Origin of the sequence: Bradyrhizobium sp. CCBAU 45394, from assembly GCF_028128655.1 — a bacterium.
Classification (GTDB): domain Bacteria; phylum Pseudomonadota; class Alphaproteobacteria; order Rhizobiales; family Xanthobacteraceae; genus Bradyrhizobium; species Bradyrhizobium diazoefficiens.
Window position 1 is genome coordinate 78,232 of sequence record NZ_LBIX01000159.1, and the last position, 15,317, is coordinate 93,548.

13 protein-coding genes, 2 pseudogenes and 1 riboswitch are annotated in these 15,317 nt (G+C 57.4%); of the genes and pseudogenes, 4 read left to right on the forward strand and 11 right to left on the reverse strand.

Annotation, left to right across the window (positions count from 1 at the left end; all coding sequences use genetic code 11):
- Positions 1–38: 38 nt before the first annotated feature.
- Positions 39–409: pseudogene (locus WN73_RS18950) on the forward strand (NEL-type E3 ubiquitin ligase domain-containing protein); the annotation flags it as partial.
- A gap of 286 nt (positions 410–695) precedes the next feature.
- On the opposite strand, the gene WN73_RS18955 reads toward WN73_RS18950, so the two are convergent.
- From WN73_RS18955 to WN73_RS19000, 10 genes are all read right to left on the reverse strand, one after another.
- The gene (locus WN73_RS18955) at positions 696–1,415 is read right to left on the reverse strand and encodes a hypothetical protein (RefSeq protein WP_097669264.1); all 720 of its coding nucleotides are present in this window, start codon (positions 1,413–1,415) and stop codon (positions 696–698) included.
- A gap of 59 nt (positions 1,416–1,474) precedes the next feature.
- On the reverse strand, positions 1,475–2,224 hold the full coding sequence (locus WN73_RS18960) for a hypothetical protein (protein WP_097669301.1): 750 nt from the start codon (positions 2,222–2,224) through the stop codon (positions 1,475–1,477).
- 631 nt (positions 2,225–2,855) lie between these two features.
- A complete protein-coding gene (locus tag WN73_RS18965; protein WP_246740486.1) occupies positions 2,856–3,083 on the reverse strand; it encodes a hypothetical protein in 228 nt (75 codons plus the stop codon).
- A 584-nt stretch (positions 3,084–3,667) separates the two neighbouring features.
- Positions 3,668–4,183, reverse strand: coding sequence for a tetratricopeptide repeat protein (locus tag WN73_RS18970; protein WP_245570261.1), 516 nt, complete (start codon positions 4,181–4,183; stop codon positions 3,668–3,670).
- A gap of 106 nt (positions 4,184–4,289) precedes the next feature.
- Positions 4,290–6,407: a type III secretion system export apparatus subunit SctV gene (gene sctV / locus WN73_RS18975; protein WP_097669897.1), complete on the reverse strand. Its 2,118-nt coding sequence runs from the start codon at positions 6,405–6,407 to the stop codon at positions 4,290–4,292.
- A gap of 9 nt (positions 6,408–6,416) precedes the next feature.
- The gene (locus tag WN73_RS18980; protein ID WP_097669896.1) at positions 6,417–6,845 is read right to left on the reverse strand and encodes a tetratricopeptide repeat protein; all 429 of its coding nucleotides are present in this window, start codon (positions 6,843–6,845) and stop codon (positions 6,417–6,419) included.
- A 3-nt stretch (positions 6,846–6,848) separates the two neighbouring features.
- Positions 6,849–7,382 (reverse strand): hypothetical protein, encoded by a 534-nt coding sequence (locus WN73_RS18985; protein WP_097669895.1) that lies wholly within the window; start codon positions 7,380–7,382, stop codon positions 6,849–6,851.
- Between the two features lie 33 nt (positions 7,383–7,415).
- Entirely contained in the window at positions 7,416–8,309 is an 894-nt protein-coding gene (locus WN73_RS18990; protein WP_097669894.1) for a SctD/MshK family protein, read from the reverse strand.
- 117 nt (positions 8,310–8,426) lie between these two features.
- Entirely contained in the window at positions 8,427–8,618 is a 192-nt protein-coding gene (locus WN73_RS18995; RefSeq protein ID WP_161533283.1) for a hypothetical protein, read from the reverse strand.
- A 44-nt stretch (positions 8,619–8,662) separates the two neighbouring features.
- Positions 8,663–8,968: a hypothetical protein gene (locus WN73_RS19000; RefSeq protein ID WP_097669892.1), complete on the reverse strand. Its 306-nt coding sequence runs from the start codon at positions 8,966–8,968 to the stop codon at positions 8,663–8,665.
- Positions 8,969–9,727: 759 nt separating this feature from the next.
- Between WN73_RS19000 and WN73_RS19005 the strand changes: the two genes are divergently transcribed.
- The gene (locus WN73_RS19005) at positions 9,728–11,221 is read left to right on the forward strand and encodes a DUF1521 domain-containing protein (RefSeq protein WP_097669891.1); all 1,494 of its coding nucleotides are present in this window, start codon (positions 9,728–9,730) and stop codon (positions 11,219–11,221) included.
- A 699-nt stretch (positions 11,222–11,920) separates the two neighbouring features.
- On the opposite strand, the gene WN73_RS19010 is transcribed toward WN73_RS19005, so the two are convergent.
- On the reverse strand, positions 11,921–12,628 hold the full coding sequence (locus WN73_RS19010; RefSeq protein WP_271554269.1) for a hypothetical protein: 708 nt from the start codon (positions 12,626–12,628) through the stop codon (positions 11,921–11,923).
- A 287-nt stretch (positions 12,629–12,915) separates the two neighbouring features.
- On the opposite strand from WN73_RS19010, the gene WN73_RS19015 reads away from it, so the two are divergent.
- Together WN73_RS19015 and WN73_RS19020 are read left to right on the forward strand one after the other, a co-directional pair.
- Positions 12,916–13,869 carry a hypothetical protein gene (locus WN73_RS19015; RefSeq protein WP_097669889.1) on the forward strand — a complete coding sequence of 318 codons (954 nt, stop codon included), beginning with the start codon at positions 12,916–12,918 and terminating at the stop codon, positions 13,867–13,869.
- 331 nt (positions 13,870–14,200) lie between these two features.
- Positions 14,201–14,373, forward strand: a riboswitch (cobalamin riboswitch).
- Positions 14,364–15,317, forward strand: a pseudogene (locus WN73_RS19020) (ribonucleotide-diphosphate reductase subunit beta); the annotation flags it as partial. It overlaps the preceding riboswitch by 10 nt.

Here is a 15,317-nt window from a genome sequence, read left to right on the forward strand (position 1 = left end):
AGGCAATACGTCTTCCCACCCAGATCGTCGCGCTATAGCTGCGGCACATCGCTCCCGACATGCGCGTCACGAACGTCTCTCACGTGACCGAGGACGATGTGGCCAGGGCAGACGCATCGGTGTGGAACCAGGAAGCGGCGGAATTTCCGGACTATTTGGCAGCGCGCTGGCAACCATGGGAAAGCGTGGTATCGCACCCGAAGACAATGCTGAAATGCAGGAGCGGCTCGTCGACGCGATGGGCGTACAGTTTCAAACCCGCTTGGACGGGCGACTGGCCGAGCATGGTCTGACAGGCGATGCCGATGCCGAGTGGGTGCTCGGCGCCCAGATACGCAACGAGATCGCCCGCGAGATCAAAAGCGCGGTCATGCACCAGGTGCTCGGGAAACTCGGCCTTGAGCTATGAGCGCCCTCGGACTGAAGGGCCCGACGATCCGCTTAGCCGGTCACAAGGTCAAGACAGTCATCGATCCTTTCGAGGACGGGCGTGTCTGCATGAAGCCATTCGGCGAATGAGCTGCCGTCAACTGCCGGTCGCGCGGTCCGTGCGGACGATCACGGTAAAGATGCGCGATCAAAGCGAAGATTCGTATACCGCAATTCATGCGTTCGCGTCCCGCGGCGGCCATTGAAGTCATTGGTCAACGACACATTCATAGGCCGGACGAATAGATGGCGAGCAGACCGAAATCTCAAGTGGCTCTTGTGAAACGTAGGCTATCGATATCCGTCCCCCGCGATCGATAGGACCCTCGCAGCATCATACTCGAATCCAGATCGCGAAACATGCTGTAATTCCGTCGGATCCATTGATGCAGCTCGGTAGACCAGTCCTTCTCGTTGCGCAGATATCCAGTGAAGGAAAAGCTAAGCCGGTCTATATATCTCTTGAGGAACAGCGGAAGTGCGGGAATCCGAAGCACCCGCTCGCCATCCATCGCTTCAGGTAATCCGCCGCGTAGCACGAATTCATTGTGGACGGTGACCAGCGACGCCGGCGGAATTCGCCGCCGCAGCATTTCATAACCGCGAAAGGAGATACGGTCAGCGCTCGCGACGAAGAGGATGATAGGAACGACATAGCAGCGCGCCGTCTCCTTCATGAAGCCGATCTCCTCGCACATCTTGAAGAATTCGTCGAAGGCGTGAAAGCCGAGATCGATTACCTTGGGTACCCGATCGTGGATGATAAGAGGATCCATCAGCTGCATCTTGCCGTAAGTGTCGATCACATCCGCGGTCTCCGTGATGTTGGGGAGGTAGTCGAGCAATGACGGCTCTTTCAAGTTGACATCAAATGACAGCGCTGTGCCGTTTTTCAGTAGCAAGAACTCGCTCATGGCCCGAGCGATGAGGGTTTTACCGACCTGCGGGCTAGGAGAGCAGATGATGTAGATGGGGGTCGCTAACATAGCCAGCAGATCAATTTCGTTCCGTACGTGGGCCCGATCTGAGCCCACCGAATGTGCGACTACTTCTCGCCGGCCCGGGTGCCAGACTTGGCGCCGGCCAATTCCGTCAAGTTGATGCGATCAAATTCGCTCCAGACATTTGCCAGCCAGTGCCGGACATAGCCGCGCAGCACGAAGGAGTTGTTCGCGGGCTCATCGTTCCTCCCCTTGTTTGCGACGAAGTCTATGAATGGGACGGATGCGACTTCCACCTGCTCATAAGCCATCTCGTTAAGCTTCGGTATGACCAACTCAGTCGCATGTTTGATGCGGTGAAAATAGGAATTATAGGTCGCTTGATCCCACTGGAAGAATTGAGTGTCGTTGATGAAGTTCTTGACCAGGTAGTACTTTGCGCCGCTCATGAAGGTCGCGGTTTCCGCGATCTCGTCTAGCGAAGCGATGGATGATCCCAGGATATGGAACACGGCAAATGTGATCTGGCCAGACCGTGCCGAGTCCAGAAATCCGATGTCGCGCAAGGAAGCCAACGCAGAGGACAGTAAGCCTGCGCGAGCATCGATGACAGTGACGGACAGCCCTGAGTTCAGGGTATCGAAGATTTTCATCTGGTCCGCCGTCGTCGTCATGTCGACGATCTGGGTGATCTCGGGATAAAATCGCTTCAGCGTTCCCCGCGGCGACTCCGTGTCGAATGCGCGTGTTTGCACGTTGTTTACGCTGAAGTAGTCCAGTAGCGTTCGTGATACGGTCGTCTTGCCGACTCCTCCCTTGTCCGCACCTACCACAATTACAACTGGTTTCACCATGAAAACATCTCCTGAGACACTCGCTGTTGCCGCGCGCAAAGTGCGCAATCGGCGCGTCTCTGCTTTGGGTGTGAACATGGCAGAAAGAAGGGGCAATGAACCTTCGATGCGAGAGCTCTGCAACCGACGAACGTTTTCAACATTAAGCGAGTGACGTCGTGTGACGATGCGGACCCGAGAATGGGTAGTAATCACTTGTACCGGTGATCTACGTGAGGTTTGTGGACAGCTGGAATGCGCGCCGCCAAGAACCAACTGCCTGCCTGTGGTGATCGTTGCATTGCCATAGGTTATCTATCGACGCCGTCGCTGCCGCTTCTAATTTACATGAAGCGACCGAATCTTACGTAGCGTCAGATTGCGAGCTCGATGAAAGCGGAAATCGAGGCGGTCTCGAGCGGCCACATGGTAACTGCCCAACGAGCGAATATCTCCGCGAGCTAAGGCGGGTGGCTAGACGCACTCTGCGCGCAAGAGCGAGGCGCTTGCTAAGCGCCTGGGCTGCTAGAAAGTTAATTGGGGGGGCGCCTTCGGGGCGGCGTCTAGCTGCTCGGCGCCTGGCGGGAGTGTGGTCCTTTGTTCTTCCATTTGTCCTTGTGCTTGGTGGGATCAAGCACCATCATCGAGTCACTTACCTCAAGAAAGCCCAACGCTGCTGCGCGGGCTTTCGCTTCCGGATTGGAAGAGTGGGAGAGAACGAGCGGTTCGTGCCGTCGATCCGGAGCTGATGTTCAAGCAAGATATCGCCCGCGTTATCGACAAGCGGATGAGTAACCCGGAAAGCTATTGTTGAGGTGATTTCATCTCGCCCAGGAAATTTTTCGCGCCAATCATTGTTGCCCTCGAACAGCTCACTCATGCGACTTCCGGGTTCCGTTCTCAGGAGCCCGACGCTCTTGTTCCCAAGCTGATAGCTGAAATATCGCGCTTTCTCCGAAATTGACTTCATGCCGAAGCGAAACGCAACGTCCGCTGTGCGTTGAGCCTTTCGGGACACCCAGCTAGAGTATCGCTGCGGATTAGCAGCAATATCCTCTATGTCTCCTCCATAAAACTCTGCCAGCTTGTGCTCGAATGAAGATCTAGAGATCTCAACCGGTGGCTCGTCAACCAGCGCGTATAGCGGGACTGCCGTCGAAGATGGATCAGAGGAGAAACTCGATGGCGCCGAATTCAGGGTAGAGAATATATCCGCGAACCTTTGGCTATCCGCGTAGGCGTACGGGTCGCGCTCATTCTCACTTCATCGGGCTCGGAAGCACGTTGGGTATTGGATAAATTGTTGGTACGCTGAAACATGACACTTCCTATTTGTATCGACGACATGAGGGTCGCGGGGGCTGCCGCCGATTGAGATTCCGCGCTCATAGTAAGCCTAGCTGTCGGCAAGATGACAGCTAGGCCTCAAGACTTCGCCATTCCGATCCGCTCTTGTTCGCTGCGCTATCTCGAACGAGCCAATGCGTGCCGGCCGTCCGCCTGCGGTGCTGGGTCGGCGTCGTCGACCTCCCTCTTGCCTTCAAGGGCGAGGGACAGTTTGAAATTGTTGCGCAGCATCGGGTTTGCGGGTTCCGCTGCGAGAGCTTGGCGGTATAGTTCTTGGGCCTCCTGATGTCGGCCCTCGTGATCGAGAACAACTGCTTTGGCATTCAATGCGCGCAGGTCGCCAGGGGCTGCCAATAAGACGCCGTCGAGCAACTCTAGCGCATCATTCGGACAGTTGCGTGCCAGCAGGGCTCGCGCAAGAGGAATCGCCGCATCGATGTTGTTCGGCTGTTGCTTCAATGTATCGCGCAGAGCCCCTTCATCAGGATCCCGGCTGAGGGTGTACGAAATGCGCTGGCGCACGGCAGGGTCAATCTCTTTGCTGCCTGCGAGGTCTGATATGGACGTCTGCTGCGGTGAAACACCCGATCTATCCGAGATAGCGCAACCCGCGAGCAGCACAACGGCGAGCATTGCGAGCAGAGCTGGCCACGCCCCCGGAAGAATGGAGCACAAGCGCCTCCGGCCCCTGATCTCATTTGAATTCATAGGCTTTCTCATGACGAGCTGCTGTAAACTGTTAACCCGCAGCGGGAAGGAGCCCGCCACGTTCCGGGGAAGGGACCCTGTCCTTGGAAGCTGGAAGCTTAATGGATCCAATCGGTTGAACCGTGAAATCCGCGGCGAGATCTTGATAGGATAGGACGGGCAGGTCGATCCCGTTGCGCGTGAGAAAGCCACGCACGAAACGCCGGATGTCCATCGATCCAAGAATGACAGGCTGACTCTTACTTTGTGCGATGGTCGAATGGATGTGACGGAACTGTGCAAGCAGCTTCTCGCTCTGCCATTCATCCAAAACGAGGTATGGGCCGACAGCAGTTTCGCGCACCGCGCCGCGCACAATTTCCTCGCTCTCGCGCTCAATGATAAAGGCGGCCACAACACGATGAGCATTAGCATAGCGAAAGCAGATCTGCCGCTTCAGAGTAGCACGAACATATTCAGTGAGCAGGACGGCGTTTTGCTCGCGTTCGCTCCACTCTGCCAGCGCCTCCAGGAGCAAGCGGGTGTTGCGGATGGGGATGCCCTCATCGAGCAGCCGGCGCAGGACCTCGGCGATCCGAGGGACGGTGGCCGTACGCAGCACCTCCTTCACCAAGTCGGGGTATTCCTGTTCCATCCGGGCGAGCAATTGGCGGGTCTCCTGGATGCCGACCAGGCGCTGTGCATAGCGTGTCAATGTCGAATGGAGACGTAAGGCAAGAATCTCGCTCGGTCGGTGATATCCGATGCCGGCTGCTTTGAGAGCGGCTGCATGCCGTTCTTCGATCCAGACCCGATTTGTCTCCGGGTCTTGCCGAAAGGGGAGGCCGCTCAATTCGATGTTTGCCAAATCGTCATTGAGCACCAGTTGGGTCGGATCGATCACATCGCGTTCAACTGGCACACTGTCGACATCCACCCTGAATTGCGACGTGGACAAGTTCTGCCCAATCTGGGCCGGTATGCGCGGAACGGTGATGCCAAGATCCGCCGATACCAGTGTTGAAACACGCGCAATGCACTGTTCCAGCTCGTCTTTGTCAATCGAATGCGTCAGGTTCGGTGCAAGAAATAAAGCAATCGGAAGTGCTTCCGCATGCACGGCTTGCTTCTGAGGCGGCGCAGGGGCCGGCGCCGAAGCGACGCCGTCAGCGCCTGTCTTAACGGCAGCCTTGTCAGCTTTCGCGCCGACCTTGATATAGCTTGCCGCAGCAAAAAGAACAGCCAGGGTGACGAACGGCGGCAAAGGGAAGCCTGGAACGAGCCCCATGAATACCATAACGCAGGCGGCTAATCTAAGCGCTTGCGTGCTCGCGGTGAGTTGGTGAACGATATCGGCGCCGAGTTTGAGCTTGGAAGGCCCGTTCACACGGGTGACGATGGTTGCGGCCGTAATTGACAGCAGCAACGCCGGAATCTGTGAAATAAGTGCATCACCAATCGTGAGGAGGGTGTATTGATGCAGCGCTTCATCGAGCGACATACCCTTGGAAAGCAGACCGATGCTGATTCCGCCGAGCATATTGATGCAAATGACGATCAGTCCGGCGATCGCGTCGCCCTTCACGAACTTCATGGCGCCATCCATGGCGCCATGAAGTTGGCTCTCTTGTTCCAGCGCGGCGCGCCGGCGACGTGCTTCGTGTTGATCGATATGGCTGTTGCGCAATTCGGCGTCGATCGCCATCTGCTTGCCCGGCAGCGCGTCGAGTGTGAAGCGGGCCGACACCTCTGCGACACGCTCGGCGCCCTTGGCAAGAACCATGAATTGAACCATGGTCACGATCAGGAATATGACAATTCCGACAGCGATATTCCCCGATATGACAAAATCGCCGAAGGTGTGGATGATGCTGCCGGCATCGCCCTCAGCAAGAATCAGTCGCGTTGTTGCAATAGTCAGCGCCAGACGAAATACCGTCGAGATCAGGATGACGCCCGGCAAGGACGAAAAATCGAGCGGCGTGCTGAGATAGAGGGCAACCATCAGCAGCAATATAGCAAAGCCGAGATTGAAGCCGATCAGCATGTCGATCACAATGATTGGGATCGGCATGATCATCATGCCGATCGCCAGAAGCAGCATCAAGGCGACCATGAAATCCGGGTGGGCCGGCGCGCGCACGACGAAGTTACGCAAGACGTTGGCCATGAAAGATCCCTATTGCTGTTTAATGAAGGCTGTGCTCGCGCGCAGTGACACATAGCGCTGGAAAACATCACGAGCCTCGGTCATGCGGCCGGCGTGTCGCAATGCGTGACTACGCAAGAGCGTCATAGGCACGCGTGAAGAGGGGTGCACATCGAGCGCGTCCAGCCGATCCAGCACATCAAGCGCTTCATCGCCAAGGCCCTCTGCGATAAGAGTGTAGGCCAGGATGCGGAGCAGATCGACGTCGTGGGAATGCTCGCGAGCTGCGATTCTCAGCAGAGCCAGACTCTGTGCACTCTGACCGCACGCGAGGTGGACATAGGAGAGGGCGCAGAGCAGGTCGCGCTCCGGCCCGGAGATCGACAAGATATCGCCCGATTTGGAAGCTTCCGGTGCCAACGTGGCGGGGACATGCTGCAATACATTAGGCTCGGCCATCGCTTAGCCCTTGATTATGCTGTTTTGATTCTGCCGGAGCAGAAGCAGCCGGCGCAGCTCCTGCTGCAGGATTGCCAGACACTCACAAGCCGTCTTGTCGTCTGGCGTAGCCTCCAATGTCTGGGTTAGGCGCTCCAGAAGAACACCATGCTTGTCCGCGCGCAGCACGTCCGGATGACGTAGACGTGGAATGACGAAGGAGAGTAGGCCGTGTGAGAGATTGGACCCATAAAGCGAAGCCAGTACTACGCGTGGGTCGATCTCATTTGCGCCGGCACCCATCTCGAACAGAGCGACGCCCGAGACGGCGTTGATGGAGTTGACCTCGAGAGCGGCTTCGCTCGCGCCTTCAATTGGCAGATTCTGCGCGGGCGCGTCTCGCCACGACGCCCGTTTCGTGCCCCCATCTGCATGAGCAACTCCGACTTCCATATCGGCTTGCGAGGAGGACGAGCCGATAGCCGGTGCGTTCTGGCCCGCGTCCAATCCCTGCAATGGGGTGCCGGGCCCTACAGCGTGCTGGGGCAGCCTAGCCATCGACTTCTCCTTCTTTCTTGCAGGGTAGACACTCTAATATGGCAAAGCAGCAAATCGGCCGTTGCGGCTGAGCAGCACTCGCCCATCCTCAATTCGGTCGACGGTCCATCCATTGCTTAATAGCGCACCCACGAAATACTTTTGGCCGCCGATAAGCAGATAAGGCTCGGTTCCACGCCAAACGGCTTGGACAGCGATCGAAGACGGCGTCTTCTCCTCCTTGACCGTGACTGCATTCACAAGGGTAGGAGTGCCGTTGGTTTGATGATCGAACCATTGCTGGATTTGTTTCCATTTTGTGATGAGGCTAGGCGTAACAGTGCCTTCCGCAGTGACAACGCCGGAGCCAGCCCCGATCTTGACATCAAGAAGGCCCGCTCGCTCGACCTCCTGCCGTAGCAATTCGGCGATTGCATCAGCGTCGCTCGCTTCATAATGATTGATGGTTGGTTTGGCGGCAACCTCGGCTGCCGGCAATGAATCAGTACTCAGCACCCCCGCGCTGTCGGTAGGACCGAAGATAGTTGAGACGGTGCCAATCGCGACAGAGCTGAGCAAGAGGAGACTGAGTGCCACGATCAAGCCACGTGAGCGATTGCTGGGACTAGCTTGCGGGAGATCCTGCGCCGACCAGCGGATTGACATCGCGCCAGCATGAACGATCGCAGGAAGAGGTACACTGACGCGCTCCCCTGAGGTGATACTTTCGTGGCCGTCTACGCTGATACCAGCACCAAGCGCCTCCACTTCGATCGAATCCCGCTGTGGGATGATGCGAAGGTGATGCGGTTCGAGCCCTTGTTCAACGAAGATCATATCGGCATCGAGGCCGCTGCCGACAATACTGTGCCCGGCCGCCGCCTTGCCCTTAAGCCCGGTATAGAGTCCCGATAGCACCTCGAAGTCGAGGGAAATCGATTCGGTCACGGATAATCTCCTGAATAACGAGAGAAGCCGTACGGCAGTGCCGTACGGCTGATTCAGAGTTCGTCATTCACAACGCGGCCATGATAAGCGACGCGATGAGCCACCCGTCTTGCAGAATTACTGAACGCGCTCGTCGGCGATCTTCTTCTCGGACGAGAGCTCGGTCGTGATTCTGCGCATTGCCACGGCCTGCTCCTGAACCTTATGGCTAACACGCTCGAACTCAGCCATCTGATTCTGGAAGCCAGCATCCCCGGTCGCCTGGGCGCCAGTCGCGCCACCGTTACCGCCAACACTATTAACTGCCATGTCGATTCACCTTTCTTCGTCGTATGTTGCTAGTTTGTGCTCTGTTACGTCGCGCGGGCGGGCGAAACGATGGCAGGAATGGAAAGAAACATGGGCTCGCCCCCGAGCGTGCTAAGGCTAAGGTTCAGCTCCGGGTTCTTGCCGAGAGTCGGCCTGGTGTGTACGCTGCTTTCCTCGCCGGCGTCTTTGGTCTCGGCGGCCTTAGCGGGGCCACTCTTCTCGGGCTCCAGGTTAAGGACAACCTTATCAAAGACCTTGTCGACTGTCCCGCCCAAGGCAGAACCAATCGCCGCTCCGGCGGGGCCGCCAAGCCATCCGCCCGCAGCGCTTCCGATCATTTCTCCGATCATCAGTTTCTCCTATGCTGTCTTGTTACGCTCAATAGACGACTCCTCGCCTAGAGTTCAGCGTGCTCATGCTAGGGGCGCTACCTTTCCAGAAGCTGACGAGTCATCCGAAGGGACTGTTGCGGCGGCCCAGCGCTTGCTCGACTTATCGGTTCGCTCAGGCTTGTCTAGCCGCGCGTATGGCTCGGCGCGTCGGAAAGGATAGCGTTACCGTGCTTGCCTGCGTTCATGCGAATTGTTCGTTCTTGCGGAACGAGCGGCGGCGTTTCGGTTGCGTGGAGCGACGCGACCGGCCGGATAAGGCGATCGAGTTGGAGTGACTGGTTGAGTCATCCAGTCCCCAGCTTTGGCCGTTGGCGGATGCCGAAGGGGCGCAGGTTTGGCGAGCCCCTGATGCTGTGGAAGCTGACCGTCTAGTGGCCCGCACGCATACAGATCGCATCTGAAGTCTATGGATTGCTGTACCCCGATCGGTGTCATCGCAGCAAGTGCGACGTCGATAGTTTATTATCGTCAGCTTTTCGACAGGTATTGCGGGTAGCGTTTCTGACGTTGAATGCGCGTGCGATATGCTCGTGCCATAACTGCGGAGTATGAGGACGGAGTGGCCTCTTCAGGGACGCAGGTGCTAGTGACGACAGGCATATATGCGCTTGGGTGGGCTAATGGTGTGCTCATGCAGGTCTGAAGGGCGTGTTCGGTTGACTAGCGCGTAAGGCTTGCAGGTTTACAGCTTTCTTCAATGCAACAGGAGTGAACTAAATGCCGTATCTTCCCGTGGCCGGTCTTCCCGTGGTCGGCGCGCTCGATTCGACGATGAACGGAGTGGTGCCGGAAGGCGCGGTTGTCGCTCCTGCTTTCAACGCCTTGTTGGGGCAGTATGCCCCGGTGAGCTATCAGTACCTACCGGTAGCTTCGCCAGCCCTGGTCGGTTCGGTCGTTACAAGTGTTGTTCCCGTCGCCGTGGCTCCAGCCGTCGTTACTACCCAGGCGTACATGATGGCGCCGCCCCCTCCCACCATGCTGGTGGGTCAGCCGAATCAGAGCTCTGAGCCTCCTGTGGATCCGGTGTGGACGCATGAGGTCAAGGATGGCAAGGCCACGATCAATCTCGGCGACAAGTATGCGATTACGGCGGACGAGAAGGATGGCACCTGGACAGTTCGCAACAACCAGACCGGCCATGTCACGAAGATCCATGGCGACCCCCACGTCGACGCCGACGGAGACGGCAAGGACGACTTCGATTTTAAGAAAGATATGACGTTCCAGCTCGACGATGGCACGAAAATTACCGTCAATAACGTCGACTACGGCAATGGTGAGGCCATCTCCTCAAAGCTTACCATTACAAACGGCCACAACGCGATGGTTGTGGAGGGGCTCGGCGACGCTAAGGATGGCAAAAACAACCTGAGGGTGACGCAGTCCAATGCTGGAATGACCCTTGATGAGTTGACAGCCGATGGTGCTCAGACAATCTATGAGAGCGGCCAGGGTTGGGTCGATGGCGCCGGACGCGCGGTAAATCAGGCGAGTATCAATGCGGGTGAACGGGGGCGCGGACCGGGCAACTATCAGTATGCAAGTCCGCCGTCAGACTGTGCGAGCCCCGTCTTCTTCGTTCCGCCTCCGCCGCCGCCCCTCGCGATGGTGCCGGTTGCGGTCGCTCCGACTCCTGGGCAGTCGCCTCAGCCGGCGCCAGTTTGGTCGCATGAGGTGAAGGACGGCAAGGCGACGATTAACCTTGGTGATAAGTATACGATCACGGCCGATGAGAAAGACGGCACCTGGACCGTTCGCAACAATCAGACCGGCCATGTCACGAAGATCCACGGCGATCCTCACGTCGATGCGAATGGCGACGGCAAGGATGACTTCGACTTCAAGAAAGGCATGAGCTTCGAGCTCGATGACGGCACAAAGATTACCGTAGACACGGTCGATTTTGGTAAAGGCAAAACCATTTCCTCAAAGCTGACCATCACCAACGGCGACAATGCGATGGTTGTCGAGGGACTCGGTGATGATAAGGATGGAAAGAACAATCTGAAGGTGACCCAATCCAATGCCGGCCGAACCCTTGATCAGCTGACATCTGATGGAGCTCAGACAATCCACGAGCAAAATCAGGGATGGGTTGACAACTCCGGACGCAGGGTGACGCAGTCGGTCATCGACCACAATGAGAACCCGGACGCGCCGCCGGATTTCAAGACCATGATGCGGGAAATGATGTTGCGGCGGGTTGCGTGAGGCCGAGTCCATCAATTGGACAAATTGTGAAGCGGGCGGCGCTAGCGCCCGCTTCTCATGTTCGGCAAGCGACGATGAGAATAGCAGGTGCTGCCGCCTATGAATCCAGAATCGCTGCTCGCGTCCGACGATCGCGCAGTCAAAGCTTTGGCCCCAACCGGGCCAACAGCAGCCCGTGACGGCAGTACAAAGTACTGGCAACATCTTCCAATGCTGTGGCGAAGGCGCACGAGTTGCATACGCAGGAGAGCCCTCACGCTCTGAGCGCCAACGATGCTGGCCCTCAGGAAAAGTCCTTGAGATCTCTCTAGCAAACAGGTTCGCGGTCAGCCGCGGATCTGAACAAGGACAGCCTGGCGAGCGCAATCGATCCTCGAATGAGGGAAATGTTGCACGGCTTGCGTGCTATCGTTCATTACCCCTTGCTGAGAGCGCTCGTATCGTCATTCTTGGGCGGGATAGCAAGGAGCTTGCCGGTGGAGCTTCGGCCTTGCTGTGCAGGTCTACCGCTGCGGAAGACCAAAAGTCGCAGCAGCGTTTGCCGAGAGAGCGGGGTGCACACCGATTTGTGGACCCGCTCGGCAAGCCATTTGGAGCATCGCTGAAGGCGCGTCTGGCTTGCTGCAGGTACCAAGTCCCACTTGCTTCGTCCAATCGGGCTCGTTTTAAACAGCGGGCCCGATGTATCCCCATCCCGCCTCACCCCTCATCCAGCTCGCTCATGGCATCATCCATATCCGACTGGGAGTCGCTTATGACTTGCGTGGCGACGGAAACGAGCGCCTTCTCGAAAGCTTGCTGCAACAATGCCGCAGGCGAGCGGTTGCCGCCGTTCGCCGCGGTGTCGGGGTCTGCGCCAGCCTCTGGCCTTGTCGCTGCGATATCGGCGGCGCCTGCGTCCATGTCGTAACACTCACATAGCGGCGTCGCCGCGAGATGACCTGCTCTCTGATAGCAGGGGCAGCTTGCGAGAAGCTGACGAAGATCGCGTCTCTGATAAATTCTGCGATCACTGATGTTGAGTTGATTTGCCTCGTGGAATGTCGATGTGCAAAGGACTGTGCTGGCACGACACGAAAGGTGGATCGGCTGGGCATCTGTCAGCGAAAAGACCGTCCGGGGGCAAGCCCTTGGTGAGCGAATATTAAATTCCGGCTCGGCGAAATTCTGTTGCATCATAAAAGTCGCCACGTTCAACCGCCGCGATGCGGTCCAGCAGGCAATCGAAGGACAGATCTCCCAAGCCAACTGTCCATGGCAAGATGCAGCAGATGTGACGAAATCGACCTCGCGCTTGCCGTTCTTGTTCGCGGTTCTGAATGTCAAGCACCTAGATTGCGAAGACGCGGCGCGGCTGATCTTGATTCTTTCTAACCCTGCAGAACGATTTTTCCGGCGCGTGCGCAAGCGTATCACGTTGATGGGGCTACGAAAGCCTGCGCGCTTAGCCCGTAATTATCGCAGTCGCTGCCGTTCGAAGTTCAATAGGTCTTCGAGCTCCCACAAAAGTGCCGCGACTCTGAGGATCGCTTTTGGCGCCAATTTGTCTTCTCGTACGCTGCAATAAGGAGGCCCGCCCTCTGTCTCACGATGCGAGCCAAAAAAAGACGCGATGGGGTTGCACCTCGCCAAACTTCTGGGATAGGTCGTCAAGTACTTGGAAGTAGCAGCCGGCGACCGGGTTGCAAAATGAGATGGGAGACATTTGGGTGCGAACAGAGTTTTCGTGTATCAATCGGTCTAAAGCGATCTTTGATGACATTTATGCTTTGGATGATCCAAGGGCATACTTCTCTGTCCTGGGCGACTTGGATTATATGATCCCGGACGTGGCTGAGCCGGTCGTGCGACAAATTCTGGCAGCGAAAGCTTCCGCAACCGGTCTTAAGCCTGTCGTTCTTGATATTGGATGTTCATACGGCATCAACGCAGCAGTGCATCGCTTTCCACTGACCTTCGGGGGCCTGCGTCACCGCTACGCTCGGCGCGAAATGAGGGCGATCAGTTCTGAGACACTGGTGCGCCTCGATCGCAATTTTTATGCGGCTTGGCCCGATGTCGGGTTGGCGCGGTTTATCGGCTTGGACGTGTCGGCGCCGGCGATTAGCTATGCAACAAACGTTGGCCTCCTGGACCAGGGCATTGTCGCTGACCTTGAAAAAGACGCGCTATCGACAGACAGCGCGCAAATTCTCCGCTCTGCGGATGTTATCATGTCGACGGGTTGCATCGGCTATATTACCGAGAAGACGTTCAGAAAAATTCTCGATGCGACCGAGAGATGTCCATGGATCATCTCCTTCGTGCTACGAATGTTTCCATTTGAGTCTTTGGCCTCGACCTTCGCGAACCGTGGCCTTGTGACGGAACGTCTTTACGGCGCGACATTTATCCAGCGCCGCTTTCGCGATGCTGAAGAGTTTGAAGGTTGTTTGGCCAGCTTGGCGGCTCTTGGCGTTGATGCGACCGGCCTTGAATCAGAAGGGCTGTTTCACGCCGATCTGATCTTGTCTCGCCCTGAGGCCGATGCGCGCGCCACTCCTCTGGAAAACATTGTCACGGTCGCCAGCGGCAGGGGGCGGCCGATCGGCCCCCGTTACGTTCATGTTGAAGGCACCGAGGGCTTGCAGGTCGCGCTAGAGCCATGACAGGTCAGAAGCCGCTACGCTGCGCGCCAGCCCCGTTCTGGGCTGGATCAGGAGGTCGAGAACGAAGCCATTCTGGCCGACAGAGCGCCGCAGCCGATGATATTTCGGAGGGATGGACCTCTGGCTCGACCATGCGCAAGCCGAAGTAAAAACCAGGAATATAGCCCACGCGGGACCGATCACTTTCGAGCGGGAGGCTATAGCGCGAGCGATAAACGTGCTGGTGTTCTAGTTCTCGGCCGCTCCATTCGTTAGCTTGACGGTGTCCTTTTGCCCTCGGGAGCTTGATCTCCCGCAACGGAAGGCTTGACGAATCTCGTCGGGTGCCGCCTAGATGTGGATCTGTCTCGGTCTTCTGTCCTTTATTTTGTGGGACCGAAGCTAAGAGGGAACCCGGTGCGCCGAACGGCTGCTCCGGGGCTGCCCCCGCAACTGTGAGGGGCGATCGGTTCATGTCAGTGATCGATCTCTCGTCAGTCGATCCACGCTCGCTGATCGGCAAGGGACGGGTCGGCCTCCTCGACTCGACCGGCACCTATGACGTCGATCGCTACGCCTGGGCTTACGACTTCTGGAAGCGGCAGCAGCAGACCCATCGGATGGGCGAGGAGGTGCCGCTCGGCGCCGATCTCAAGGACTGGGCGTCGGACCGCGTCACCGCCAACGAGCGCGCGCTGCTCGCCCAGATATTCCGTTTCTTCACTCAGTCGGACATCGAGGTCGGCGACAACTATCTCAAGCGCTACATCCCGATCTTCCAGCCGCTCACCGTGCAGATGATGATGGCGACGTTCACCAACATGGAGACCGTCCACATTGACGCTTATGCGCTGCTGCTCAAGACACTCGGCATGCCCAAGACCGAGTTCGAGGCATTCCGCGACTATGCGCAGATGCGCGCCAAAGCGGACTACATGCACGAGTTCGGCGTCCATACCGTGGCTGACGTCGCTCGCACCCTTGCGATGTTCGGCGCCTTCACAGAAGGCATGGCGTTGTTCGCGAGCTTCGCCATGCTGCTCAATTTTCCGCGCCAAGATGAATGGCATGGGACAGATCGTAAGCTGGTCAGTGCGCGACGAGAGTCTCCACTGCGAGGGGATCATCAAGCTATTTCACGAATGGCACCGCGAAACCGGCGTGGTGACGCGCTCCGTCCGTAACGACATCATCGACGTCGCCAAGACCATGGTGAAGCTGGAGGAGAACTTCGTTGATCTCGCCTTCGACCTCGGCAAAATCGAAGGCATGCGGGCTGAGCAGATCCACGCTTATGTCCGCTATGTCGCGGATTGGCGACTGACCCAGCTCGGAATTACCCCGGTCTTCGGCTTCTTCGAGGCCAGAGAGAGCGGGTTTACCCAGCTCCGGCCGCATCCGTTGCCATGGCTGGTCGAGATCCTGAATGGGGTCGAGCACGCCAATTTCTTCGAACAGCGCGCTACGGA